The organism is Carnobacterium sp. CP1, from assembly GCF_001483965.1.
Classification (GTDB): Bacteria; Bacillota; Bacilli; order Lactobacillales; family Carnobacteriaceae; genus Carnobacterium_A; species Carnobacterium_A antarcticum.
Map to the genome: position 1 here is coordinate 1,628,772 of NZ_CP010796.1, position 24,504 is coordinate 1,653,275.

Sequence of the window (24,504 nt, forward strand, 5' to 3'; positions counted from 1 at the left end):
ACTTTGCGGGAACTAAAACCGTTATTTAATTCGTTGAACTATAGTATCTAAAGAAATTAAAAAATACGACCAGAAGAAATAGTGTATTTAATCAAAATAACCTTGTAAAAGTAAAACGAACTCTATAGTATGAACGTTAGACTAGAAACAGAAAGAGGCAGCGTGACCATGAAAATCATTCAAGCAGAACCCGCTAATATAGAAGAATTAAAAATCAAAGCGACTACAAAAGACAGCTGGGAAACCAGACTCGCAGCCGTTAACGAATTGGCGAAGTACGATTGCCAAAAATCAAGATATATTCTAACGAAACTTGCATCAAGCGACCGGGTTTTTGCCGTTAAAGAAGCTGCTTTTAATGCCGCACAAGCGATGGGCATCACGAAAAAAGGTGTACCTCTAGTATTGAAAAGAAAAGATATCGGATACAGCAGTAAAGATTTTGCTAAGATTTTTAGCCGCGTTAAACGAGACACGCAGATGGAAGAATTTGATCTGCCTGTCTTCAAAAAACAATTCCAAGTTGTCAGCTCTGAAATGTATGATGTGATGCAATACGAAGAACAAGAAAACTTCGATTTGTGGATCACTGCTCTATATGCAAATTTGCGCTAAATCCTGAACTTAAATAAAACCGTTCAAATGGATGGACTGTACCAAAACATTGATATGTTCCCTTTGTGATAGACACAGACCTGCTCAAGGTTGTGTCTATCACAAAGGGATTTTTGTATTATTTTCAAAAAAAGAATTCAGCAAGCTGATTGCATAAAAAAGCACTTCCTTAGTTTTATCAGAATTAAGGAGGTGCTTTGATCTATGCCGCATGTTTTGCTTTTAACTACGCTATATTACTTTTTAGATAGATATCCTTTTATTCTCTAATCCTTTAGTTGATCTTATGTCTAAAGCTTTTTATTTCTTTTCCTAGAGACCTTTCAAATCATGATTGATTCGTTTGCTGTTCGGCTCGCTATAACCTTGCATCTTTGCCCACTTCCTCATGTTTTCATATGCTTCATTTTCTGAATCTCCAATAATACTCAGAAAGTCCTCGTAGCCATAACGTCCGCCTACGTCTTCTGGCGGTGTAGTCCCTTCTATTTTTGTACAAATTGGATGATTGAATTCTCCAGCTGCGCTTATCTTCTTCACTAAGATGTTGTGTTCCCAATGATCTCCAAAATCATAAATATACTGAAACAATAAGCCCTCAGTCAAATAGTCGGCTAATGTGACCTCATGATCTCGAATCAGTTTTTCAGCACCAATTGCATATTCAAATGCCTCTTCATCCATCACTAACCGGGTTCGAGGCCTTCCATTTTGTGCAGTAAAACTAAATTCATGGAGATGGCTATTCTGCCATCCAAATGACGCTTGCAGAATCTCATGAAGTTCTTCAAATGTTCGGGATAACGGCACACTCAGTTGTCTAATGGTTGGTTTGCCTTCCAACTGCAATTGAACCTCTAGTTCTGCCATAGGACAACTAAATACCGCTTCCCCGTATCGTTTTTTAAATTCTGAATAAAACCATTCATTTGGATATCTGTAACTTCCTGATCCATCTCCCACCAGTCGCTTGCCGGAACGAATGGCGGCATCTATTTGAATAATAGTTTCTGGGTTCAACTCTTCCTCCCAAAAGGATAGTTCCTTTATGGCCAAGTTTAGCTGCGCTACATGTGAGCGATTCTTTGTTTTTCCAAATCTGACTGGCCCAGCTTCATTTAGATAACGTTCAACCAGTTCTGGCTTTATTTGTTCTGCAAGCATCGTCTGCCTAATGGCTTCTATGATCCAATCATCGATTTTTTGAAACTCTTTCTGTTTCATTCCCCATAACACCACGATGTAGCGTGAAGTATCTTGCATCAATATCACTGCTTTTCGTCGATTGATTATCACTAAGTTCGCATGCCAGCAAAACAGTGCTTCTTCCTCTGGCAAAACCGTTAAATCCGCTGGTTTTAGTTTTAATTGATCCAACAATTTCTTTGTTCCTTGTATCAACATACTCGTTCCTCCTCTTATTATAAGTTTAAGAACAATATCTTATTCCTTGAATGAAGAGATTCTTGGTTTATCATTATTTTCATTCCTACTTATATTGGTCTATATTATAGCATTGTTTATAGAATAATTAATGTTACACTTAAACTGTATCGCTTTTCTAATGAACCAAATAATCCATCAAATAAAGGACAATTTTTATGTAGAAGAGGTGTAATAATGAGTCGATTAAAAAAAGATAGTATTATCATCCTATTGGTTACGATTGTTTGTTTTTTATTTGGTCTTTCTTTTAATTTCTTTTTTGATTGGAGAAATCCTTGGTTTATCATTACTTTTGTCCCTGCTTTTATTGGTCTCTATTACAGCATTGTTTATAAAAAACGCTTTAGAAAAGTAAAGGTGTGGAAAGAACAACTCAACTTATCCGAAGAAGACTTAATTCGATTAAGCCATGCCAGCAAATACGATATTCCAAAATGGGAAAAAGGGAAAGTATCTCTCTCATGGCCAAAAATGTGCCGTTTAACAGATAAACTAGAAGAAATGATTCAGCAGAGTTAATGTTCTTAAGATATTAATTTATACAGAATACCCGTTATGAATTGGAAGGTAAAATAAAATCACTAAAAAACTAGTTCTATTCTTTTTGGTGTTGGTAAGTGGAATATCTGTATTTGCATTGTATCAGGAAGGTTTCTTTTTGTATTATAAAAGCATCCAGAGAAACCTTATTGACTTCTCTAGATACTTTTTCTTTTTAGCTACGTTTTATCAAACCTCTTGATGCATTTTTATATTACAATCTGGTTTCCACCATTTTTTTGGGCGGCTACTAATTTCTTAGCAACCTTTTGAATCAACTCGCTGATTGCTTCTTCTGATTGAAATGTAGAAATTCCTCCACTAATCGTTATATGGTGAGGCACATCAAAAACAGTTTCCAAAACGGTCTGCTTGATTGTTTCAGCCAATATCAACGCTTCTTCTATTTGCGTATTTTCCAATAGGATTAAAAACACAGAATCTCTGTATCTTCCAGCCACATATTTGTCTTCAGTAGCAGCTTTTATCACCTGTCCTACGACTTTCAATATCTCTTCACTTAACACTATTCCAAAATCTTCTTCATATTTAGTGTAATTATCGACATTTAGAACCATCACTGATAACGGGATGTCCTCTTTTTTCGATCTGTTCGCATGTTTTACCAACTCTACGATAATAGACGATCGTGTGCGCAGAGAAGTAAGCGTATCTATCTTCATTCGACTAGTTAAGTTTTTATTTTTAACCTTCAATAGCTCTCTTTCCTGCTCTTCTTGTGTGATATCAAATACTATTCCTTTAAGAAAAAGCGGTTCATTTTTTTCGTTTCGCTCCGTTACCTTTCCACGATCCTGATACACTTTCCATGAGCCATCTTTAGCTTGAATACGGTACTTCACTTCCCAAACGGGCGTTTTCCCAGTCAGGTGATTTGTCATCTGCTGCATCACTTCATCTTTATCATCGGGATGAACTTTGTCTGTAAAAAATTGATAAGGAACTTTCTCTGGTAAATCTTCTTTCATATACCCAATAGCTTCTGCTTTTAAAGGGTTAAATGTTACTTCATTGGTAGTAAAATCCCAAAACCATTGCCCTAGATTTCCTGTCCATCCAAATTCTAGTCGTTCTGACTCTTGAATGGTTTGCAACAATTCTTTATTTAATCTGGTCAAAGAAGTCATCTGCAGAATCAACTCTTCTTTTGTATATTCTTGATAGTCTTGCATAGTCCAGTCTCCTTTTTAAAACTTCCACATAGTTCTGGAATTTTTTAAACAACACCTTCCAATAATAAAAGGTAATTCTTTTTACTCTACACCAAAGTTCCCATTTCCTAATCTGATTTAAGGATGGCGTAAGTTGCTATATCGCAAAGATTTCCTTCATTATCTTTTGCTCCTTCTCTTTTGGTTCCTTCAAAACTCATGCCAACCTTTTCCATAACTTTTCCGGAACCTGGATTTTCAGTATGGTGGCTGGCTTCTATTCTATTAATCCCAACTTCTTCAAATAAAAAGTCCTTAACAGCAATGAATGCTTCTGTCATAGTCCCTTGACCCCAGTAACGTTTAGCCATGCAGTATCCAATCATTGCGCATTCAATGTCGCTATTTATCTCGACCACGTCAATTGTTCCGATGACTTGCCGGTTTCCTTTTAATTCTATACACCAACGGTAGCAGTCTTCTTGTTCTAATTCTTTTTCCCAACTTGAGATAGTGGCTTTTGTATCCTCGATACTTTTATGCGGTTTCCAAGTTAAATGTTTGGTTACTTCCTTATCACTTGCCCAGTTATGATACATATCTTCTGCATCATTCAATGTGATTCTTCTTAAGAGTAATCTTCCTGTTTCGAGTTGTTGAGTTCCTTTGTTTCTCATCCGATTATCCTCCCCAGGTATCGTTCTTCTATGTATATATAATACCTGATATATTTATACAATTCAGCAGATAATTTTTTTACAAATTATGGCTTTAAATGCTCTGAGTGAATATAGGCGCATATCAGACAGTTATCTAAAAAACACAAGAAAAAAAGCCTCTAACAAAATAAAATGGACCCTACAAAACAGCTGAAGTTGCTTAGGGGTATTATCTGTGAGGTAGAAGTTCCAAGTCTAAACGCTTTTTCCCACACTATTTTTGCTATTCTTCTAAATAAGAAATGTCTTTTTGGACAGTAACTTTTATACCGTCAAATTGTTCCTCGATATACTCTTGTACTTCTTCGTTATGGTATAGTTCGTCCAATTTCACTATCGCTTCATTTATTATGTCAAATTTGTTCACATTATTTGGGTCCTAAACAGCAAAAAAAACACCTTCCAATAATTAAAGCTGCTAAAGAGTCAAATAATCCTATCTGATCCTTTAGCAGCCTTCTCTTTGGCAAGTGCTTTCTTTTAAAAAAATTAAGCAGTATGTGCTGCTTCTGATGTTGAGTTAGTTTTCGTTTTCTTGAGGATCCTTTTGCCTTGTAAACGATAGTTCAATAGTCTCATTCCATTGAAAATAACAACTAAGATGCTTCCTTCGTGCACCAGCATGCCGATAGACATATTCATCCATTCACTAAAGAAGACGCTGGCCAATAAGACTAAGACCACACCGACTGCAATGATAATATTTTGTTTCATATTTAGAGCAGTGGCTTTTGCCAAACCTAACGCATGCGGTAAACGGCTGAAGTCAGAGTTCATCAAGACCACATCGGACGTTTCAATGGCAACGTCTGTTCCATTTCCCATCGCAATTCCGATATCCGCTAAAGCTAGAGAAGGACTGTCGTTAACCCCATCTCCGACAAAAGCAACGATTTGGCCTGCTCTTTGTAATTTCTCGATATGAGCCGATTTATCTTCCGGCAGCATGTGTCCATGTGCTTCTGTTAATCCTAGTTCGCGAGCAACGGCATCCACCGTTCCTTGATTATCGCCAGAAAGAACAACCAGGTTTTTCACACCTAATTTTTTTAACTCTTGCAGATCTTCTTTTACTCCCAAGCGGACTTGATCACGAATGCCCATCAGAATCTTCAATTCGCCATCGACCGCTGTCAGTACCAACGAGTTGCCATTTTTTTCAAAGCGTTCTACGTCTTTTTGTGCTTTTTTACTGAATACGGCATGTTCTTTTTCCATCAATGCAACATTTCCAATAGCTAGCCGGTGTCCGTTCACGTTTGCCACAATACCGCCGCCTTTGACGACTTCTGTTCCTTCCACGGTAGAAAGAGTCGTTTCGCCAATTTGTTGGAGGACGGCTTTTGCAAGCGGGTGATCGGATTCACGTTCCACACTTGCCAAATAACCAAGTACTTCAGTGCCACCTTTCCCATAAAATTCTGTTTCCGCTACAGTTGGGTTCCCTACTGTCAATGTTCCTGTTTTATCAAATACGATCGTATCCACTCGGCTGAAGTCATGAATAACTTCGCTTCCTTTTAGCAGAACCCCGTTACGGGCACCATTTCCAATACCGGCAACATTCGAAACGGGAACTCCGATAACCAATGCACCTGGACAGCCCAGCACCAAAATGGTAATCGCCAATTCGATGTTTTGGCTGAACACCCACACAACAAATGCAAGTACTAAGACAATTGGCGTGTAGTATTTGGCAAAGCGGTCAATGAACCGTTCTGCTTCGGATTTAGAATCTTGTGCTTCTTCAACCAATTCAATGATTTTTCCAAACGTCGTGTCTTCTCCCACTCGATCAGCACGAATTTGGATCGTTCCATTTTCTAAAATGGTGCCTGCAAAGACTTCTGAACCAACTGTTTTGTTTGCTGGAACTGATTCCCCTGTGATACTGGCTTCATTAATATGGCCTTCACCTGAAATGATGGTTCCATCTACTGGGACTTTTGCGCCGGTTTTGACGAGCAAGACCTCTCCTTCGTCTACATCCTCCACGTCTACTTCTTCAAATTCTCCATCTTCCATTTGTCTTAAAGCACTTTCTGGTGCCATTTCAGTTAATTCTTTGATAGCAGATCGGGTTTGATTCAATGTGCGTTGTTCCAAGAAATGTCCAAATAAAAATAAGAAAGTAACAATAGCTGCTTCTTCGTAATTTTGAATTAAAAAAGCTCCGATGACAGCGATAGTGACTAGCAAATCAATGCTGACAACTTTTACTTTTATTGCTTGATACGCTTGGATAGCAATTGGAGCGACTCCAAAAATAGAAGCGATGATCAAAGACCATTCAGAGATCCTCACGTTTTCTAAAATAAAATGGCTAAAGAATCCTAGTCCGATCAACACACCGCTGATCAATGTCATTTGGTTTTTCTTACTTAGTATATAATGCTGCATAATTTTTTCCTCCAATGTGTATTTTGTTGTTAAGTAAAGTATAGGACAATTTCAAAATATATAACTTGACGGCCATCAAGTTTGGAGAATTTCTATTTATTTCATTGGAGTTAATTAAGAAAAAAGCCCAGAAAGAATAGTTAGTTTCTTTCTGGGCGTACATTTTTTTAAAGATACATCAAGCTTGGTACGCTTGATCTGTTTCAGAAAGCATGTTGTATACCGCAGCATACGTTCCGCAAACATCACCAGGGATGGTGTAATTGTTTGTAACTTCACGCAATTGAGTGAGTTCCGCATCTAAATTGGGTTTAGTTGAACCGGCTATTTGTATTTTCTCCTTTATTTCACTGAACAATTCTCGTACTTCAAACGCTTCAGGGTGGTTCTTACCATGGGCACGTGTAATTGCTACTGTAAATATATCTAATTTTTCAAAATACTTATCTGCCACTTCATTGAGTAGTGCCATTATACATTCCTTCTTTCTGATTTGTGTTCGTTTAAGAAGATTTCACTTTGGTTTTAAGGACTGGGTAGCCCAAGTCGATGATTGCTTTTTCAATTTCTTCAATAGAAAGAGTATCTGCATCAAAATCGGCTTTTACTTTACTGGAGTTAAACAAAACCTTTACACTGTCTTTGTCGATTCCGTTCAACCCTTTTACTGCGCTCTCAATTTTTTGCAAACAACTTGGACAAGATAATGCTTCTAATGTAAGGACTGCTTTTGACATCATTCATTTCCCCTTTATTTTTTTATTTGTAGTAGAGGTTTTTTCTTCGCCTCTTTCTCTTTACACTTGTAGTATAGTTGGTTTGTACTGAATAAAAATTGACGCGCATCAAGTTTTTATTTTTTTTTTGAATTTGGATGCGTTCGCATTTGTTTTACGTGTTTATTTCAGAAAAAAACGGTTGGATCATTTCTTGGAAAATAATTGAGGCGAACAGCTGCAGTTGGTTTACTTGGTGAACGGCTGCTAAAAAAGGTGCCATTCCGCTTCTGGTGTTAGCGGCCCCATCTTCGCCTCTACTATATAAAAAAATCAGGATAAGCCCGCTTTGACTAGAAAGAAATTTAGGAAATCAGGCTTGGGGAGCAACGCAGAGCGTAATAGGCAGGAGACTTCCAGCTTTAGTCGGTTCGTCGAATCGTACAAAGCGAGTGCAGCGAGATTTTGAACCCTTTGGTAAAAGCTTTTTTCCTATTTTCCTACAATTGTTTTATACTATTCTATACCAAAAAGAACAGCAGTACACATCCACGGTCATGGATATGTATTGCTGTTCTTAATATGTTTGGCGTAGAAATTTACATTTTACCTTTGGCTTTTTTTTTTTATAAAAATTGTTTCACCATAACACACGGTCTCTCATCATTACTGAACAACTTTTAAGAAGCCTTCTAAGAAGCTGACTGAGTCTCCAATGTAACTGTAATCTGAATGTTGGAAAATGGGTGCTTCTGGATCCTTATTAACAGACACGATTAGTTCTGCACTTCCAATTCCAGTTGTATACTGTACTGCTCCATGGATACCCAAATTAATCAATAGTCTGGGTGCAATAGCATTTCCAGATTGTCCAATTTGATCATCTCCACTAAATTTAGGATGATCTGTTAGAGGACGTGTCACTCCGATTTTTGCCCCAAGTTTGCGGGCAAGTTCTTCTGCCAAAGCAACAGCTTTTTCATCTGCAGCTCCTCTTCCTAGTGCGATTACTCGATCTGCATTTGCAATACTGTCGCTTTTAGAAAGTAGAGGAGTTTCTTCTATAATTTTCACTCGTTTTGCTTCTTTAAAAGACAAATCACTTACTTCTGTTACTGTAACTAATTCACTATTACTTTTCTTAGCTTCAAAGGTATTTGGTCGTACGGAAGCCATTTGCGGGCGATGGTCCGGACAGATAATCTCACACATAATATTGTCACCATAAGATGGTTTTATTTGAACAAGTAAATCGCCATCGAACGTTAGATTTAAGCAATCTGATGTCAGACCAGTATTTAGCTTTGCTTGCAAGCGAGGTGCAATTGAACGGCCGACAACTGTAGCTCCAAAAAGAATACTATTTGGCTTGCGATGTTTTGCTAACTCTGCCATTAGACTAGCAATTTCAGAATCGGTTGCATCTTTCAAACGATCATCTTTTACTACGACTATTTCATCTGGACCGTACTCTTTAATGTTATCTTCTAATTTTTTATCAGTTGCTTCAAATAAGATCACAACAACCTTTTTATCACCAGCAATCTCTTTTGCTTTGGTTATCAATTGGTAGGTAACGGGTTGGATGATTCCTACATGCTTTTCCGCGTATACCCAAATTTCCTGGCTAGTCATTTTTCTCAACCTTTCTTAGAGCAAATTGCTGGCTCTCATTTGTATTAATAATTCACGAATGGCTTCATCAGGTGTTCCTTCAAGAAATGTTGTGGCTTTCACTTCTTTTTCCGGCGCCCATACACTACGCACGACTGTTGGTGACCCTTTTAAGCCTATTCTCTCAGCGTCAACAGCTAAGTTGTTTTCATCCCAAACACGAATATTTTTTTGATAGCTTTTTTGGATGTTGCGAGGATTTGGGTAACGCGGCTCGTTCAGTTCACTACGGACTGTCACTACTGCAGGCAATTGGAACTCAATTTTTTGCTGCATATTCTCTAATAACCGAGTTGCAGTCATTACTTGTTTATCGTGACCATGCAGTTCACTAACAAATGTAATTTGTGGCCAGTCTAAAAATTCAGACACGATTGGTCCAACCTGACTCGTATCAGCATCTACTGACTGGCGTCCAAATAAAACTAAATCTACATTTTTCAATTTCTTGACAGCTTGCGATAAAACATAGCCTGTTGCTAAAGTATCTGCTCCACCGAACTTTCTTGAACTTAATAGTACAGCATCATCACAACCCATAGCTAAGCCTTGTCGTAAAGTCATCTCAAAATCTGGGGGACCCATAGACAACAAGATAACCTCTCCTCCCCACTCATCTTTCAAGCGAAGTGCTGCTTCAATGGCATTTTTATCATAAGGGTTCATCACTCCAGGTTCTCCTGAGCGAATTAAGTTTTTAGTAATCGGATCAATTTTCAAGTTATTAGAAACAGGCACTTGTTTAATACATACGACAATCTTTAAGCTCATTGAACTCACTCCTTTCCCTCACTTACAACTTCTTTAGCTATTTCAATCATCATTTTTTCTAATGATCCTTCAGCAAGCTGCAAAGCACGAGCATCACGTAATAAATGTTCCACTGGATATTCTCGGCTGTAGCCATAACCGCCCAGCACTTGTAAAGCATGATCGGCTGCAGTGTATGAAGCGCGGCTGCCATATGATTTCGCCATGGTAGCTACTTTAGCATAAGGTTTACCTGCTATTTTTAATTTAGCTGCCTCTTGATAAAGCAATTGGGTATTCTCTTTGGCAATCGCAATTTCTGTGATTTTTTCTTGAATAGAATACAATTGAGTGATAGGCTCGCCTTTCACTTCACGTTGTTTTGCGTAATCAATTGCAATATTCAAGGCATGTTCAGTGATCCCGGCTGCAATCGCACCCATCAAAATACGAGCATCATAGTGGGCATTGTCTCCTATTGCTACACCTTGCCCTACAGTTCCAAGCAAGTGTTCTTCACTGACAATAACGTTTTCCAGAAAAATTTCTCCTATAGGTGTCCCATTCATCCCAATGAAATTCTCTCTTTTTCCATGTTTAAAACCAGGCATATCTTCATCAACAAGGAAGCAAGATAACTCTGTTGGAGATGTTTTAAGAAGCACACAATATACTTCTGCTAATCCGCCATTTGTTATCATGGTCTTATTGCCATTTAAAACCCACTTATCGCCTTCTTTAACTGCCTTGGCTGTATGGCCCATCACATTAGATCCGCCTTGCGGCTCTGTTGAAGAGAAACCAAAAATCCGATTATTTGCTTGAGGTAAATATTTTTCTTTTAACTCAGTTGTTCCATATTTTAATACTTGATCAACTGACTTATAATGGCCTTCTAAAGTAAAAGCTATGCTGGCATTTCGAACAGCAAAATCATAAACTGTTTGAGAACTAGCAATAACATCAAATCCGGCACCACCGTATTCTTCTGGTATTGTTAAGCCTAAAAACCCGGTGTTTACAAATTTATCCCATAATTCTGCAGGGAAATTCCTCTGTTTATCAATCAATATATCCAATGGTTTTACTTCTTTATCCGCAAAATCTGTAACCATCTGATGTAACATGACTTGCGACTGAGTTAATTTTATACTCATTCTTTACACTCCCTTTGTTCAAATATACACAAGAAAAATCCTAATACTTCAATAAACTAAATATAGCGTATTTTTTTTCATATGTACTTGATTTAAATCAAGTACAACAGTATTCTTTTGTTTATAATTGCTTAGTCTATTCTTCAGAGCAGAAAAGTGATAAAATTAAAGAGACATACAAAGTATTAATAGAGGAGAGTATAAGATGGACAAAAGAAAATCAATATCTCATCATACTTGTGAATGTGCATGCAAAGCTAAAAAACAATACTGTATACAGACTGTTCCTATATTCCAATCCTTAACAGCTGAACAAATGGGAAAGGTTCATTCCTTAATCCACCGAAAACAATTCTTCCATGGAGAGATGATTTATCGTCCTGGAGAAATAGCTGATTCCTTTTATTTTTTAAAAAGCGGGAAATTACGTGTGTACCGTTTATCAGAAACAGGAAAAGAACAATTAGTACGAATGGTTAATCAAAATGAATTTACTGGAGAATTGGCTTTATTCAAGAAAGGCGTTTATGAAGCCTTTGCGCAAGCGCAATCAGATTGTTCTATTTGTGCAATTAGACATGAAGATTTCCGTGAGCTACTATTAGAACATCCAAGTATCTCTATTGAAATGCTAGGTGCCATTACCAACAGGTTGAGTACTTCTGAACAACAAACTGCTTGGGCAACAACTGAAACGGTTAGAAACAGATTGCTGCACTTTTTAATGAGCTTGGTTGATTCTGCAGAAAAAGAGCCCATTGTTGAATTAAACATGGCTAAAAAAGATTTGGCTTCTTACTTAGGAACAACTTCTGAATCGTTAAGCCGAGAGTTGACCTGGTTAGAAAAAGAAAAAATCATTGAAGAAATTGCATATGGGAAATTTAAATTGTTAAACATTTTATAAAAAATAAAACTAATCATTATTCTTAAATACTAAAAAAGTTGCTAATAAAATTTATTAGCAACTTTTTTTAGTTTAGATATTATACTTTTAACTAACACTATTTCGATCTAACGAAGCAGCGAAATTAGGCTATTGTATTAAAACTCCTAACCTTCGTCTCACATGATCTCGGCATTGCCCATCAAGTAACTTGCTCCAACTTGTGAAAAGAAATCATGATTAGCTGTTTCATTGGATATCTCATTCATAACAATGGGATTGACATCTTTCTAATTGTTGAGTATCTGTGTTTTTCATCTGATTACTCCCTTGTGATGTTCACCATAAAAAACCTATTACTTCTTGGTCTATTATTCGTTAATTCATTTCAAATGCACCGGTATATAATTGATAATACTCTCCTTCTTGAGCAATCAACTCTTCATGGTTTCCTCTTTCAATGATTCGTCCTTGTTCCATCACCATAATCGCATCTGAATTGCGAACTGTTGAAAGCCGGTGGGCAATCACAAATACCGTTCTTCCCTTCATTAAGGCATCCATTCCGCTTTGAACAACCGATTCCGTCCGCGTATCAATACTTGAAGTTGCTTCATCAAGAATCAGAACTGGCGGATTTGCTACTGCAGCTCTGGCGATTGCGAGCAATTGCCTTTGTCCTTGAGAAAGCGAGCCGCCATCACCTGTTAATTCAGTATCGTAACCATGCGGCAATTGTCTGATAAAGAAGTCAGCATTGACTAATTTTGCAGCTGCTTCAACTTCTTCATCGGTGGCATCTAATCTGCCGTAACGAATATTGTCTTTGATCGTTCCTGAGAATAAATGCGTGTCTTGCAATACAATACCCAATGATTTTCTTAAAGCATCTTTTTTGATTTTTTTGACATCAATGCCATCATAAGTGATGGTCCCTTCTTGAATATCATAGAAGCGATTGATCAAATTGGTGATCGTTGTTTTTCCAGCTCCAGTTGCCCCAACAAACGCAATCTTTTGACCGGGTTTTGCAAATAGATTAATATTGTGAAGAATCGTTTTATTGGGATTATACCCAAACGTTACACCGTTAAAGCGCACATCTCCCGTTAATTCCGTATAAGCAACCTCGTGATCAGCAGTCGTTTGTTTCCATGCCCATTCACCTGTGCGTTGTCTGGATTCTTCGATTTTCCCGTCAACACTTTTAGTGATATTAACTAACTCAATTGTTCCAGTGTCTTCTTCAGGTTTTTCAGCTAATAGTTTAAAAATACGTTCTGCACCCGCTAACGACAAGATGATCGCATTAAACTGTTGCGAAATTTGCGATACAGGCATGCTAATGCTTTTCGTGAATTGAACAAACGACGCGATACTTCCTACTGTCAGCGTCGTGATTCCTGTAATCGAAAAAATGGATCCTATTACAGCCGTTAATAAATACATAAAATTCCCAATATTTCCCATGATCGGCATTAAGATATTGGCATAGGTATTGGCTTTCGTAGCATTTTCTCTTAGGTTTTCATTCAAATCACTAAAATCAGCAATTGCCTCTTCTTCATGGTTAAAGACTTTAACGACCTTTTGGCCTTCAATCATTTCTTCTATATAGCCATTCAATGTTCCCAATGCAGCTTGTTGAATAGAGAAGTAACGGCTGCTTTTACTACCGATCGTACGAACAACGGCAATCATCACACCTATCATAGATAAGACAACCAACGTCATCGGTATATTAATAATGAACATCGCAATAATAATTGATAAAATCGTAATCAGTGCAGAAAAAATTTGCGGAATCGATTGGCTGATCATCTGTCTTAGCGTATCAATATCATTCGTGTAATGACTCATAATATCACCTGTCGCATTGCTATCAAAGTAACGAATCGGCAAAGATTCCATATGCGTAAACAGTTCATCCCGAATGTCTTTTAAGATTCCCTGCGATACAGTCACCATTGTACGATTAAAAATATAGGTGAAAAGGGCACCGGTCAAATACAATAGTGCCATTAGACTAATAATACGTGCTAGATTTGAAAAATCAGGCGTTTCTTGAGTAAGAAGAGGAGCAATATAGTCGTCAATCAATGTTTTCGTAAAGCTGATTCCAATTGCATTGGTTGCTGCACTAATGATAATACTGACAATTACGATGAGTATCCGTACTTTATATTGCTTCGTTGCATATGAAAGAATTCTTTTAAGTGTTTTTAATGGACTAACAGCTGGTTTCACGTTCGAGTTATTCTTCAACTATCGTCCCTCCCTTTACTTGAGAATCGAATACTTCTTTATAGATCATATTGTTTTCCAACAATTCTTCGTGTGTCCCAATGCCATCGATCTTGCCTTCTTCTAATACGATAATGCGATCAGCATCCTGAATGGAAGAAATGCGCTGTGCCACAATGATTTTTGTTGTATTCGGAATTTCTTCTGTAAATGCTTTTCGAATATAAGCATCTGTTTTTGTATCTACTGCACTGGTCGAATCGTCTAAAATTAGGATTTTAGGTTGTTTTAATAATGCGCGCGCAATCGTCAACCGCTGTTTCTGACCACCGGAAACATTCGAACCACCTTGATCCAACACCGTTTCATAGTTATCTGGAAAGGCTTGAACAAAATCATCTGCTTGAGCTAATTTGGCAACTCGTTGAACTTCTTCTTCAGAAGCTTCTTTGTCTCCCCATCTCAAATTTTCAATGATCGTTCCTGAGAATAATGTGTTCTTTTGCAATACCATTGCAATTTGGTCACGCAACGTCACTAAATCATAGTCTTTTACATCATGTCCTGAAACGTATACTTCTCCTTCAGTTGCATCATATAATCTGGGAATCAACTGAATAAGTGTACTCTTTCCACTACCCGTTCCACCAATGATCCCTATCGTTTCACCAGACTTGATGGTTAAATTAATCTGACTTAAATCTGCCTCTTCTGATCGTTTATTGTATTTAAACTGAACATTTTTAAATTCAATGTCGCCATTTTCAATTGTCGTAAGCGGCTTTTCTGGATTTGACAATGTCGCTTTTTCATTCAGAACTTCAGCAACCCGTTCTACCGAAGCTTCAGAAATAACGATCATCACAAAAATCATGGAAATCATCATAATACTCGTTAAGATTTGCATCATGTAAGTAATAAAACTCGTTAACTCACCCGTACTCATTGTTCCGCCGACAACATACTTGGCCCCAAACCAATAAACAAGGAGCAAACAAGAATAAATAGCGATCTGCATCACCGGAGCATTAAAAGCAATAATTTTTTCTGCCTTCATAAATAGAGATTTAATATCCTCAGAAGCTTTTTTAAATTTTTCAATTTCTTTCTCTTCACGAACGAACGATTTCACCACACGCACTCCATTAATATCTTCTTGTACGGTTTGATTTAATCGATCATATTTTTTGAAAACTTCTATAAAATAAGGATGCACACGATAGATAAGACCGATCAAAATGAACGCTACAATAGGAACAATGATGAGAATGGTCAAAGATAATTTCAAATTTGTATAAGATGCCATTGCAAATGCAAATGCAATCATGAATGGCGAGCGAATAATAGTTTTTAGTACCATTTGAAAAGCCATTTGAATATTCGTAATATCTGTTGTGAGTCTTGTAATCAGACTAGATGAGGAATATTTGTCAATGTTATCAAATGCAAAGGTTTGAATATTTTCGTAGATATCTTGACGAAGATTCGTTGAAAGTCCTACTGCCGCATCGGAAGAAAATTTTCCGGCCAATACTCCAAACAGCATGGAAAAACAGGCCATCACAAACATTAATGAACCTATTTTCAAAATATACGCTATATCCCTTTCCATCAACCCTCTATCAATAATCTTTGCCATAAGAAAAGGAATGAAGATTTCCACAGCAACTTCTAAGGCCATAAACAGCATGGTCAAATAGGCAGGTTTCTTATATTGCCGCAATGATTTCATTAATGTTTTATACATTGTCGTACTCCTCTTCTTTTAATTGAGCAAATGTGCTCGCTCCATTAGATCATGTATTCGGTAAATCGTTTTGATCGTCAAGCGGATGTCTTCATCCGGAACTTCTTCTAAAATCTGACTATTTTTGTGATGAAAATCGTAGACCATTTTTTGATGCAACGCTAACCCCTTTTTAGTTAATCGAATATTTACCACTCGCTTATCTTCTTTGTTTGCTTCTTTATTGATATAACCCTGTTTTTCTAACGTTGTGATATTCTTAGTAATACTCGGCAACGTTACCCCAATTGTCTCAGCAATGTCACTGATGCGTACTTCATCCAACTTTATTGACAAGTTATACAATGTTTTGATGATATAAATATGCCTCTTTTGTACTTCAAGAGGCGGCTCAGGCAAAAACTGTATCGTTTGTTTTGCACACATACAGGCATCAATATATTCTTCCGATAGTTGATGATCCATTGTTTCCCTCTCCTTCCGAATTAAGTTACCTAACATAGTTACTATAAGTAACTATGTTAGCAAAAAAAAAAATAAATAGATAGATAAATCTACTTACCTTTTCAAAGTAATTTTATAAAAATACATTGCTTTTCTCTTACATGATCAATATTATTTTTGAGATAAAATTAAGCGTCTCAACTTAGTCTTTCTTTTGAGCAATGATAACGTAAATAGCATCTGTCGGATGATATTTCTTGGTTACTTCAAACCCTGCTCGGTTTAGCTGTTGTTCCATTTCAGTTGAAGCTATTCTTGGGTGATGCTGACTTGAATTTTCCTCTTTTTCTAATTCCACACATACAAATGTGCCCTTTGTTTTAAGGACTTGGTTGATGAACTGTAATATCTCAGGTAAAGGATTTATCTCATGCAGGACTAACGAAGCTAAAACAATATCCATTGAATTGGCTGATAAAGGCAAATCTTTCATTTCTTCTTTAATGGTTCGTATATTTTTAAGTCCTTCTTCATCAGCCTTAGAACGGATGATCTGCAACATTTTAGGATCTATATCAAGAGCATAGACCAGACCATCAGTTGCTTTAGCAGCCGGTATCGTTAAAAATCCCGTTCCTGCCCCTATATCTAAAATAGTGTCGTTAGCGTTGATTGGAAATTGTTTCAGCAACTGTTCTGGCGGGAATTCCTCTCTTCTTTTTGCATTGTCTAGAGACGCGACTTTCTTTTCAAAATTACCCTTATGATGTGAGTGGTCATAGTTTTTCATATTCATTCTCCTTTTCAATTTAACTGTTTGGCACCGTAGATAAAACTGCCAACAGTCCCTTGTTCTTCATTTTATTTGTTTTTATGCATATGCTTTTCTTCCATTTTAGAGACGATATCAATGAGATAGTTATGCTCAAGTTCGTCTTTCATATTTTGTTCTGCTTTTATCATGACATCCTCAATCATGCAGCCTTGATTATGGTTTATAGAACAACTGAACAAACTAGAGTCTCCTTCAATTGCTTTTATGACATCTAAAAATGTGATGTTATCTTTTGGTTTAGAGACTCGATATCCTCCCTTAACTCCCCGTGTCGATTCTACTAATCCAGCTTTAGCAAGTTTCGTTAATATCTTTGACAAATAGGTTGGCGAAAGTCTTTGTGTTTCCGCTAGGCTCTGAACCCCTATCATATCTCCTTCAGGCAAAGTCATTAAATACACCATTGTGTGCAATGCATTATCAGTAGCTTTTGAGTATTTCATGGTTTCCCTCCTTATTAAAGATATTAAAGACTCTTATTATCCTTAATTAAATTTCATCTTATCATTTAATGATAATTTAGTCAAAACATCTTTTTGAAATAAATTTAAAATAACACTAAACTAACAATATGTTATTATGTGTTGCTTTTATTCCGTTAAATGTTACAATGAATGAGAAGAAACCAACACCAGTAGATAAGTTAAGGAGGTGTTTCAATTGAATCAAACGAAAAGACAAGAACTTATCCTCGATTTAGTAAAAATCAATGGTGAGGTTACTACAAAAGAACTAGCTGATGAACTAAGCGTCTCTATGATGACGATCAATCGAGATTTAAAAGAGCTCGCCAAATGGGAAGAAATCCAATTGGTCCATGGAGGTGCTATCTACCGAGAAGATGCCTCACTTGAAAACCCAATATCGATCAAAGAAGAAGTCAGTATTTATGAGAAAAAAATGATTGCCAAATTTTGCCGAACCTTAGTCAAACCTGGAAGCTCTGTTTTTATTGAGACCGGAACAACCACGTTAGCCGTTGCCAGAGAATTATTCAATATCGAAAATTGTCAGTTTTATACCAATTCATTATTGGTTATGAATTCTTTAGCTAAATTTGAGGACATTCAGCTGCATTGTGTTCCTGGAAAGTATCGAGATCTTTCAAAAGGCTTTTTAGGTTTAGAAACATCTGATTTTGTCAAAAATTTCAATTTTGATATTGCCTTTATAGGCACAGAAGGCATTACTGTTAACTCAGGGATTACACTGCCAAATGGAGAAGATGCTTTTACCAAAAAGAATATTATGAAACAATCTAGAAAAAATGTGCTCGTAGCCGATCACAAGAAATTTGGTTTGTCTTATCTCCATAAAGTAGGGGAAATTACCGACTTTGATATGATCGTAACGGACTTGGAAAGTGAACAACCTGTATTTAAAGAAATAAACCAATTAACCAATATAAAATCTGTTAGAAAAGAGGAAATTAAAAATGAACATTAATTTAAACACTGTAACGCTGCCTACTATACACTCTAACCCGCAATCCGTCATATTAACGGACGAAACAATGGCTGCTAGAAAAGAAAACTTTCTAAAACAAATGAAAACCTATTCAATGGATACGGCGATCATCTATGCCGATCGTGAACACGGAGCCAACTTTGAATATTTTACTGGCTTTATCCCACGGTTCGAAGAAGCTTGCTTAGTCATTCATGCTAATGGAGACAGTTATTTATTATTAGGAAATGAAAATCTGAAGTTGGCGGAACATTCTAGAGTGGATGCTAAACCAATCCATGTTCCTTTCTTCTCTCTTCCAAACCAACCGATGGATGGCGAAAAAACGTTGGAAGATCATTTTGAAGAAAGCCAAATTAAACCAGATGCTCAAATTGGTATCATTGGCTGGAAACTTTTTACTTCTAGCAGTTACGATAATGCAGATTTATTTGATTTGCCATTTTATATCATAGACAGCTTGTTAAACTATGTTTCGAACAGAAGCCAGTTAAAGAACTTCACGTTTTCTTTGAGCTCTCCTGAAGGCGGCTTGCGTACAACGCATAATGCCAATGAAATTGCTCATTTTGAATACGGTGCTTCTCTAGCAGGTATCGGCATGTTTAATGCGATACAAGCAATTGAAGCTGGCAAAACCGAAAAAGAAATTGGCGCTTTGCTTGCACAAGATGGACAACCAAATACTGTCACGACCATTAGTGCTGCCGGACAACGGTTCACTAATGCGACTCTTTATCCAAGAGATAAAGAAGCCCAATTGTCCGACAACTACTCCATAACTGTAGGCTACAAAGGCGGTTTGAGCAGTCGTGCTGGATTTGTAGTTTCTTCTCAAGAAGAACTGCCAGAGAATCAAAAAGATTATTTGGATAAATTGGGCAAACCTTACTTCACAGCCTATGCAACTTGGTTAGAAAATATCAGCATTGGTATTTCTGGCGATGAATTTTACTCTATGATCGAGAAAGTATTCCCTTCTGACGTTTATGGCTGGACCCTAAACCCTGGACACTACACAGGAGATGACGAGTGGATGTCTTCTCCATTCTACCCAGGATCTAAAGCTGTAGTTAAAAGCGGACAACTGTTCCAAGTGGATATCATTCCAAGTGTGCCAGGCTACTCAGGTGCAAGCGCTGAAGAACCAATCGCTATAGCCGATAAAGCTTTGAGAGACGAGTTAAAACAGCAGTATCCAGATGTTTGGAAACGTATTGAAGATAGAAGAAACTACATCAAAAATGTAATCAACATTGATCTTTCTGATGATATTTTACCTTTAAGCGATACTGTAGCTTTCTATACTCCATTCTTCTTGAATAAAACACTAGCTTATACAAAAGAAGCGTAAACTAAAATTTCGCTTTCAACTTACTCGTTAAAAAAAAATAAACAAATAAACATGACACCTTTCTCCTGTATAAAAAAGAGGAAGGTGTCATTTTTTATTATATATGGAAGAATCCTACCGATTTAGCCAAAATAAGTAGGAGGTTAAAGACATTATTTTATTCAAAAAAAGTTTGCGTGACTTAAATGATAGTCTTTTTCTCCTTTAGGGCATGCAAAATTGATTTGCGTGCCTTAAGGGAGAAATTTTATCCTACTTAAGGTATGCAAAATGGATTTGCCTGCCTTATCGATAGAAATTCAACCAACTTAAGGTACGTAAAAGGAATTGAGTATCTATCTTCTACATTTTTTCACTATCTATTTTACAAATAGAGAATCAACACAATACCAAAAATTCTATAGTTTGTGAAAGATAGGTTTCATTTTATCAAAAGTACAAAAATGAGTATAACCAATATCTTTTAAAATTTTCTTGGATTCTTTGATGTGAAACCCTAAATGTTCTGGTTTATGACTATCGCTGCCAATCGTAATGATCTTACCTCCAAGCTCATGATACAATTTTAAGATTTCTATAGAAGGCGTCAAACCGTTGATTCCATACCGAACTGAGGATGTGTTTATTTCTATTCCTTTATTGTCTTCTATCACTTTTTTTAATATTTTCACTATTTTATCTTTACTATACTCAAACATATCAACTTCTTTATCTAGGTAACGTCTCACCAAATCCATATGTGCCAACACGCTATACTCTTTATAAGAAGTGACTAATTGATACATCTCATCGTAATACCTATCGTAACTTTCCCGATGTGTGTGCCCTTTTTGAAATTCTCCTGTCCAAAATTCTTTATTTTCAATTTGATGGACTGATAACAAAATAAAGTCAAAGTCTTGAGACTGATAGAGTTTCTCAAACTGCGGAATTGTATGGATTTGCATACCGAACTCTAGGCCTTTTTTAATGGTTATGTTTTTTTCATATTTCTTAGAAAGTTTCTCTAGCTCCGAAAAATAAAGTTCGTAATGAACATTTTTAACGTCTTTATTCTCACCTGCTTGAAACTCTTCCTCTGGTTTCCAATCGGGTTTGACCCCATAATCTACATGATCAGTAAAACAAATTTCCTCTAAACCTAACTGAATAGCATCTTTTACGACATCTTCCATTAAATACCAGGAATCGTCACTGTAATCGCTATGGACATGATAATCCGCATAAACCATCTAAACAAAACTCCCTTAAGTCATCCATTTTTTTATTCGCCATTCTTTGCTGTATGGTAATCGCGCATCGCTTTTCCCCCTATTTTTATAATCGCTCTAGACAGTTAATAGGTTGGTACTTCTTTTATCCTTTATTTCATCAACCTGTTAATTCTTGATTCCTTTCACCATTAAACCAATTGTTTTGTCATGATGAGATCTGTTTGTTCGTCATCTCCCATGAAAAAGGAGTGTGAGCTCGTCTGAACAAATCCTCTATCTTTGTAAAAGGCTAGAGCTGCTGTATTTTCCTCCCAAACACCTAACCAAATAGCCTTTTTGTTTGCTTTTTGAGCAAACCTTTCAGCTTGTTCTATCAAGAATTTCCCATAACCCTTTCTTTTATAATGACTGCGAATGTAAATTCGTTCGATTTCCATAGCACTTTCAGCAATATCCTCTGTTTGGGCATCCTCTACGTTTACTTTTAAATAACCTACTGTTTCTTCATTATCTTGTAAAAAGAAAAAAGAAGATTTCTCATTAGCTAATTCTTTTTTGAGCTGATCAACAGTATAAGCTTTCTCTAAATACTGTTTTAGATCTTCCTCGGTATTTTGTTCTTTAAAAGTATCTGTAAATGTTTCAATACTGATTTGCTGAAGCAGCATTACATCAGCTAATGTGCCTTTTTTAAATTCCAAATTTAACAGCTCCTTCAGTAAGTCCTTTTATTTCCTTTTTTTACAAAGCCCCAATCTCGTTCAGTATTGAGTTTGATTTTGCTTAAAAGTTGAGAAAAAGTCTCGATTTCCTCATCCGTCAAACCCTTTAAAGCAACTTCATTCGAGTATTCATTCTCTTTGATTATAAAATCAGCTAACTCATCGCCTTTTTTGGTAGTAAATAATCTTTTTATCTTTTTGTTTGCTGAATCGGATCTCTTCTCAATAAACCCGCGTTCCTCAAGTTTTCGAATGGCTCTTGACGCAGTGGTTCGATCAATTTTTATCATTTCGCTTAAATTATCCGGTATAATTCCCGGGTTCTCCTTAATTCTTACCAAATAAAGGTACTGTCCTCTTGTAAGATTTAACTCTTTAAACTCTATATTGGCGATCGAATCTAACGATCTCGCAATGACACCAATATCACGAAGAATATTTATCATCTCGTTCCCTCATTTCATCATTGACACTCTTATTGTATAAAAACTTTGTTGCAAATACAACAAAAAAGAGAGGTGCCGTATAAGCAGTCCTCTCCCTTTTGATAAATTATGTTCTACCTACGTACTTTTACTCTTTCACAATTCCAAATTCATGTACTTTTTCAACTGCACGTTCTTCGCCTTCCAGCAGCTCGCCAAATACTTGGTAAATTTCTACTGTCAGTTCGTCTCCATTTACATTATAAACGGCAAAGTTTTGAACAGTGGAGTCCCGATTGTTGGAATGCGAATTTGCAAATACACCATCTTTTTGCGGTTGTCCGCCGAAAGCAAAAAGGTTGTTGTAGTAATCTAAATCTTCTTGAGTCATCCAATCTAAATCCGGTCTTACCTCATGAACATGTTCCAGTGATTTGCTGTAAAGATCATCATAGGCTTTTGTCCCTCCTGTGTTCGGTAATACAAATACTGTCCCAGACGGGTTCTTGTAGTATTCGACATTGTCTTCTCCAATAACAACTTCTGACTGGTCGATTGTAGCATTGGAGAAATTTTCATCTGTCGGTACAAAGTTCAGAGACTTCGTTCTAGAGATGACATGATCGTGTCCTTGTAAAGCCAGGTCAACATCTAATTCATCAATCATTTGCATAAATTCTTCTCTGACTTTTTGAACATCTTCGTCTTGAAGCGAATGATAAGATTTAGAGTACAACGGTTTATGGTAAGTTAACACAACCCATTCAGCACCATTTTCACGAGCTTGTTTGATATCTGCTTCGATCCATGCTAATTGTTCTTCGCCTAAAGCCTTGCCTTCTGGATTGTCTTCAGATACTTTATTGTCGTTCGTATTAGCGACTACGATATGTACGCCATTGTAATCAAGCGAGTAATAAGATCCGCCATCGACTTTATCATTTGTTACCGGCACATTGACATGTTCATTAAATTTCTCAGTTAATTGAGAGTCGCCATACTTTAACGCATATTCATCATGGTTTCCTGGGGCAACGACTAACGGCTGCTGCAACCAAGATTCTTCAGATTGAGAAAATATATCGATCCATTCATCTTCTACTTCGGCTGTTTCCACGACATCCCCTGTGTGCAGCACAAAATCGGCATCAGCAATTTCCAAAGCTTGTTTAATGGTATCTGCACCGTAAGCCGCTTCATTGAGGACATTTTCATTCCAATAAGCATTTTGAGTATCGGTGTATTGTACGAAAGTAAATTCATCGCCTGATTCACCTGAGGTATTGAATGTTCCCACCTCGCTCTTTTCGCCCGTTTCGCTTCCAACTTGGTAGTAGTAAGTGGTGCTCGGCTCTAAATCCGTTGCTAAGGTCTTATAAGAGTATTCTGTCACGTCAACCAAATCTAACGAACCGACTGCATCTCCGCTTGTCCATTCCGGTCCGCTTTTGCCTTCATCTGTGTAGTAGCCATTCACAACGGGTTCGCTGTTTTCTCCTTCCACAGGATTTCCTTCTTCATCCATTTCCAAATCTGCATAAATATAAAAACCGTCTTCTGTTCTTTCTGCGTATTGATTCGTCACTTCGACAGCTTCTGGTTCAAAAATTAATGGATCGCTTAAATCTTCTGACGTACTTACCCACGCTTTGGCATCGTCAAATTTATCCGTTGTATACCAATTAAAGCCCATTTGAGTTTGAGTATCTCCATTGAGTGTCGTAATGATACGGTTAGGTACATTGTTTGCTTCAACTTCAGCCACCTTTGGCTTACTCTCTAATAACTCTATCTCATTTCCTGAAGAACTAACCACTGAAGAAGCCGTTTCTGAAGTGCTTGGTGCTGCGTTTGTTTGGCAGCCGGCTAACACAAACGGTACCAACAAAACCACGGCAGCTATACTTGGAACAGAAAATCTATTAACTTTTTTTTTATATGCAATTCTTTTCCTCCCAAATCAAGATATATTTATAA

24 protein-coding genes and 1 pseudogene are annotated in these 24,504 nt (G+C 36.9%); 5 read left to right on the top strand and 20 right to left on the bottom strand.

The features are described from left to right. Window positions 1-168: 168 nt before the first annotated feature. Window positions 169-615 (top strand): hypothetical protein, encoded by a 447-nt coding sequence (locus NY10_RS07660; RefSeq protein WP_058919415.1) that lies wholly within the window; start codon window positions 169-171, stop codon window positions 613-615. A 312-nt stretch (window positions 616-927) separates the two neighbouring features. Here the strand turns inward: NY10_RS07660 and NY10_RS07665 are convergent, their stop codons facing one another. Beyond that, window positions 928-2,019: a plasmid pRiA4b ORF-3 family protein gene (locus tag NY10_RS07665; protein ID WP_058919416.1), complete on the bottom strand. Its 1,092-nt coding sequence runs from the start codon at window positions 2,017-2,019 to the stop codon at window positions 928-930. 216 nt (window positions 2,020-2,235) lie between these two features. On the opposite strand from NY10_RS07665, the gene NY10_RS07670 reads away from it, so the two are divergent. Further along, the gene (locus tag NY10_RS07670; RefSeq protein WP_058919417.1) at window positions 2,236-2,580 is read left to right on the top strand and encodes a hypothetical protein; all 345 of its coding nucleotides are present in this window, start codon (window positions 2,236-2,238) and stop codon (window positions 2,578-2,580) included. 230 nt (window positions 2,581-2,810) lie between these two features. On the opposite strand, the gene NY10_RS07675 is transcribed toward NY10_RS07670, so the two are convergent. The 9 genes from NY10_RS07675 to NY10_RS07710 all read right to left on the bottom strand — a co-directional run bounded on the left by NY10_RS07675 (window position 2,811) and on the right by NY10_RS07710 (window position 11,189). Next, on the bottom strand, window positions 2,811-3,794 hold the full coding sequence (locus tag NY10_RS07675) for a sensor domain-containing diguanylate cyclase (RefSeq protein WP_058919418.1): 984 nt from the start codon (window positions 3,792-3,794) through the stop codon (window positions 2,811-2,813). Between the two features lie 107 nt (window positions 3,795-3,901). After that, a complete protein-coding gene (locus NY10_RS07680) occupies window positions 3,902-4,450 on the bottom strand; it encodes a GNAT family N-acetyltransferase (protein ID WP_058919419.1) in 549 nt (182 codons plus the stop codon). Between the two features lie 265 nt (window positions 4,451-4,715). Continuing rightward, window positions 4,716-4,859 carry a hypothetical protein gene (locus NY10_RS12605; protein ID WP_156413279.1) on the bottom strand — a complete coding sequence of 48 codons (144 nt, stop codon included), beginning with the start codon at window positions 4,857-4,859 and terminating at the stop codon, window positions 4,716-4,718. A 122-nt stretch (window positions 4,860-4,981) separates the two neighbouring features. Continuing rightward, window positions 4,982-6,892, bottom strand: a complete 1,911-nt coding sequence (locus tag NY10_RS07685) for a heavy metal translocating P-type ATPase (protein ID WP_058919420.1) — start codon at window positions 6,890-6,892, stop codon at window positions 4,982-4,984. 178 nt (window positions 6,893-7,070) lie between these two features. Next, window positions 7,071-7,364: a hypothetical protein gene (locus NY10_RS07690; protein WP_058919421.1), complete on the bottom strand. Its 294-nt coding sequence runs from the start codon at window positions 7,362-7,364 to the stop codon at window positions 7,071-7,073. Between the two features lie 31 nt (window positions 7,365-7,395). Next, the gene (locus tag NY10_RS07695; RefSeq protein WP_058919422.1) at window positions 7,396-7,629 is read right to left on the bottom strand and encodes a heavy-metal-associated domain-containing protein; all 234 of its coding nucleotides are present in this window, start codon (window positions 7,627-7,629) and stop codon (window positions 7,396-7,398) included. Between the two features lie 645 nt (window positions 7,630-8,274). Continuing rightward, window positions 8,275-9,243, bottom strand: coding sequence for an electron transfer flavoprotein subunit alpha/FixB family protein (locus NY10_RS07700; protein WP_058919423.1), 969 nt, complete (start codon window positions 9,241-9,243; stop codon window positions 8,275-8,277). Window positions 9,244-9,258: 15 nt separating this feature from the next. Continuing rightward, window positions 9,259-10,053 (bottom strand): electron transfer flavoprotein subunit beta/FixA family protein, encoded by a 795-nt coding sequence (locus tag NY10_RS07705; protein ID WP_058919424.1) that lies wholly within the window; start codon window positions 10,051-10,053, stop codon window positions 9,259-9,261. Window positions 10,054-10,058: 5 nt separating this feature from the next. Further along, a complete protein-coding gene (locus tag NY10_RS07710) occupies window positions 10,059-11,189 on the bottom strand; it encodes an acyl-CoA dehydrogenase family protein (protein WP_058919425.1) in 1,131 nt (376 codons plus the stop codon). Window positions 11,190-11,394: 205 nt separating this feature from the next. On the opposite strand from NY10_RS07710, the gene NY10_RS07715 reads away from it, so the two are divergent. Continuing rightward, window positions 11,395-12,096: a Crp/Fnr family transcriptional regulator gene (locus NY10_RS07715; protein ID WP_058919426.1), complete on the top strand. Its 702-nt coding sequence runs from the start codon at window positions 11,395-11,397 to the stop codon at window positions 12,094-12,096. Between the two features lie 158 nt (window positions 12,097-12,254). Here the strand turns inward: NY10_RS07715 and NY10_RS12610 are convergent. The 6 genes and pseudogenes from NY10_RS12610 to NY10_RS07740 form a co-directional block, all read right to left on the bottom strand. Further along, window positions 12,255-12,362: pseudogene (locus tag NY10_RS12610) on the bottom strand (class 1b ribonucleoside-diphosphate reductase subunit beta); the annotation flags it as partial. 91 nt (window positions 12,363-12,453) lie between these two features. Next, window positions 12,454-14,340 (bottom strand): ABC transporter ATP-binding protein, encoded by a 1,887-nt coding sequence (locus tag NY10_RS07720; RefSeq protein ID WP_058919427.1) that lies wholly within the window; start codon window positions 14,338-14,340, stop codon window positions 12,454-12,456. Beyond that, window positions 14,330-16,066: an ABC transporter ATP-binding protein gene (locus NY10_RS07725; protein WP_058919428.1), complete on the bottom strand. Its 1,737-nt coding sequence runs from the start codon at window positions 16,064-16,066 to the stop codon at window positions 14,330-14,332. The genes NY10_RS07720 and NY10_RS07725 overlap by 11 nt, the downstream gene beginning before the upstream one ends. A gap of 18 nt (window positions 16,067-16,084) precedes the next feature. Next, the gene (locus tag NY10_RS07730) at window positions 16,085-16,531 is read right to left on the bottom strand and encodes a MarR family winged helix-turn-helix transcriptional regulator (RefSeq protein WP_082664216.1); all 447 of its coding nucleotides are present in this window, start codon (window positions 16,529-16,531) and stop codon (window positions 16,085-16,087) included. 181 nt (window positions 16,532-16,712) lie between these two features. After that, window positions 16,713-17,300 (bottom strand): class I SAM-dependent methyltransferase, encoded by a 588-nt coding sequence (locus NY10_RS07735; RefSeq protein WP_058919429.1) that lies wholly within the window; start codon window positions 17,298-17,300, stop codon window positions 16,713-16,715. A 71-nt stretch (window positions 17,301-17,371) separates the two neighbouring features. Next, the gene (locus NY10_RS07740; protein ID WP_058919430.1) at window positions 17,372-17,788 is read right to left on the bottom strand and encodes an RrF2 family transcriptional regulator; all 417 of its coding nucleotides are present in this window, start codon (window positions 17,786-17,788) and stop codon (window positions 17,372-17,374) included. Between the two features lie 208 nt (window positions 17,789-17,996). On the opposite strand from NY10_RS07740, the gene NY10_RS07745 reads away from it, so the two are divergent. After that, window positions 17,997-18,791 (top strand): DeoR/GlpR family DNA-binding transcription regulator, encoded by a 795-nt coding sequence (locus NY10_RS07745; RefSeq protein WP_231726718.1) that lies wholly within the window; start codon window positions 17,997-17,999, stop codon window positions 18,789-18,791. Further along, entirely contained in the window at window positions 18,781-20,166 is a 1,386-nt protein-coding gene (locus tag NY10_RS07750) for a M24 family metallopeptidase (RefSeq protein WP_082664217.1), read from the top strand. Before NY10_RS07745 ends, NY10_RS07750 begins: the two co-directional genes overlap by 11 nt. 398 nt (window positions 20,167-20,564) lie before the next feature. On the opposite strand, the gene NY10_RS07755 is transcribed toward NY10_RS07750, so the two are convergent. The 4 genes from NY10_RS07755 to NY10_RS07770 form a co-directional block, all read right to left on the bottom strand. Next, window positions 20,565-21,398: a histidinol-phosphatase HisJ family protein gene (locus NY10_RS07755; protein WP_058919433.1), complete on the bottom strand. Its 834-nt coding sequence runs from the start codon at window positions 21,396-21,398 to the stop codon at window positions 20,565-20,567. Window positions 21,399-21,568: 170 nt separating this feature from the next. Beyond that, the gene (locus NY10_RS07760) at window positions 21,569-22,081 is read right to left on the bottom strand and encodes a GNAT family N-acetyltransferase (RefSeq protein ID WP_156413280.1); all 513 of its coding nucleotides are present in this window, start codon (window positions 22,079-22,081) and stop codon (window positions 21,569-21,571) included. A 14-nt stretch (window positions 22,082-22,095) separates the two neighbouring features. Further along, window positions 22,096-22,548 carry a MarR family winged helix-turn-helix transcriptional regulator gene (locus NY10_RS07765; RefSeq protein WP_058919434.1) on the bottom strand — a complete coding sequence of 151 codons (453 nt, stop codon included), beginning with the start codon at window positions 22,546-22,548 and terminating at the stop codon, window positions 22,096-22,098. Window positions 22,549-22,675: 127 nt separating this feature from the next. After that, window positions 22,676-24,292, bottom strand: coding sequence for a purple acid phosphatase family protein (locus tag NY10_RS07770; protein ID WP_231726719.1), 1,617 nt, complete (start codon window positions 24,290-24,292; stop codon window positions 22,676-22,678). Window positions 24,293-24,504: the final 212 nt, after the last annotated feature.

Coding starts and splice junctions, on each gene's coding strand:
- NY10_RS07665 (WP_058919416.1), bottom strand. CDS start 2,019: ATGTTGATACAAGGAACAAAGAAATTGTTGGATCAATTAAAACTAAAA.
- NY10_RS07710 (WP_058919425.1), bottom strand. CDS start 11,189: ATGAGTATAAAATTAACTCAGTCGCAAGTCATGTTACATCAGATGGTT.
- NY10_RS07705 (WP_058919424.1), bottom strand. CDS start 10,053: ATGAGCTTAAAGATTGTCGTATGTATTAAACAAGTGCCTGTTTCTAAT.
- NY10_RS07660 (WP_058919415.1), top strand. CDS start 169: ATGAAAATCATTCAAGCAGAACCCGCTAATATAGAAGAATTAAAAATC.
- NY10_RS07695 (WP_058919422.1), bottom strand. CDS start 7,629: ATGTCAAAAGCAGTCCTTACATTAGAAGCATTATCTTGTCCAAGTTGT.
- NY10_RS07715 (WP_058919426.1), top strand. CDS start 11,395: ATGGACAAAAGAAAATCAATATCTCATCATACTTGTGAATGTGCATGC.
- NY10_RS07735 (WP_058919429.1), bottom strand. CDS start 17,300: ATGAAAAACTATGACCACTCACATCATAAGGGTAATTTTGAAAAGAAA.
- NY10_RS07725 (WP_058919428.1), bottom strand. CDS start 16,066: ATGTATAAAACATTAATGAAATCATTGCGGCAATATAAGAAACCTGCC.
- NY10_RS07685 (WP_058919420.1), bottom strand. CDS start 6,892: ATGCAGCATTATATACTAAGTAAGAAAAACCAAATGACATTGATCAGC.
- NY10_RS07765 (WP_058919434.1), bottom strand. CDS start 22,548: ATGATAAATATTCTTCGTGATATTGGTGTCATTGCGAGATCGTTAGAT.
- NY10_RS07680 (WP_058919419.1), bottom strand. CDS start 4,450: ATGAGAAACAAAGGAACTCAACAACTCGAAACAGGAAGATTACTCTTA.
- NY10_RS07740 (WP_058919430.1), bottom strand. CDS start 17,788: ATGAAATACTCAAAAGCTACTGATAATGCATTGCACACAATGGTGTAT.
- NY10_RS07670 (WP_058919417.1), top strand. CDS start 2,236: ATGAGTCGATTAAAAAAAGATAGTATTATCATCCTATTGGTTACGATT.
- NY10_RS07690 (WP_058919421.1), bottom strand. CDS start 7,364: ATGGCACTACTCAATGAAGTGGCAGATAAGTATTTTGAAAAATTAGAT.
- NY10_RS07750 (WP_082664217.1), top strand. CDS start 18,781: ATGAACATTAATTTAAACACTGTAACGCTGCCTACTATACACTCTAAC.
- NY10_RS07675 (WP_058919418.1), bottom strand. CDS start 3,794: ATGCAAGACTATCAAGAATATACAAAAGAAGAGTTGATTCTGCAGATG.
- NY10_RS07730 (WP_082664216.1), bottom strand. CDS start 16,531: ATGGATCATCAACTATCGGAAGAATATATTGATGCCTGTATGTGTGCA.
- NY10_RS07700 (WP_058919423.1), bottom strand. CDS start 9,243: ATGACTAGCCAGGAAATTTGGGTATACGCGGAAAAGCATGTAGGAATC.
- NY10_RS07755 (WP_058919433.1), bottom strand. CDS start 21,398: ATGGTTTATGCGGATTATCATGTCCATAGCGATTACAGTGACGATTCC.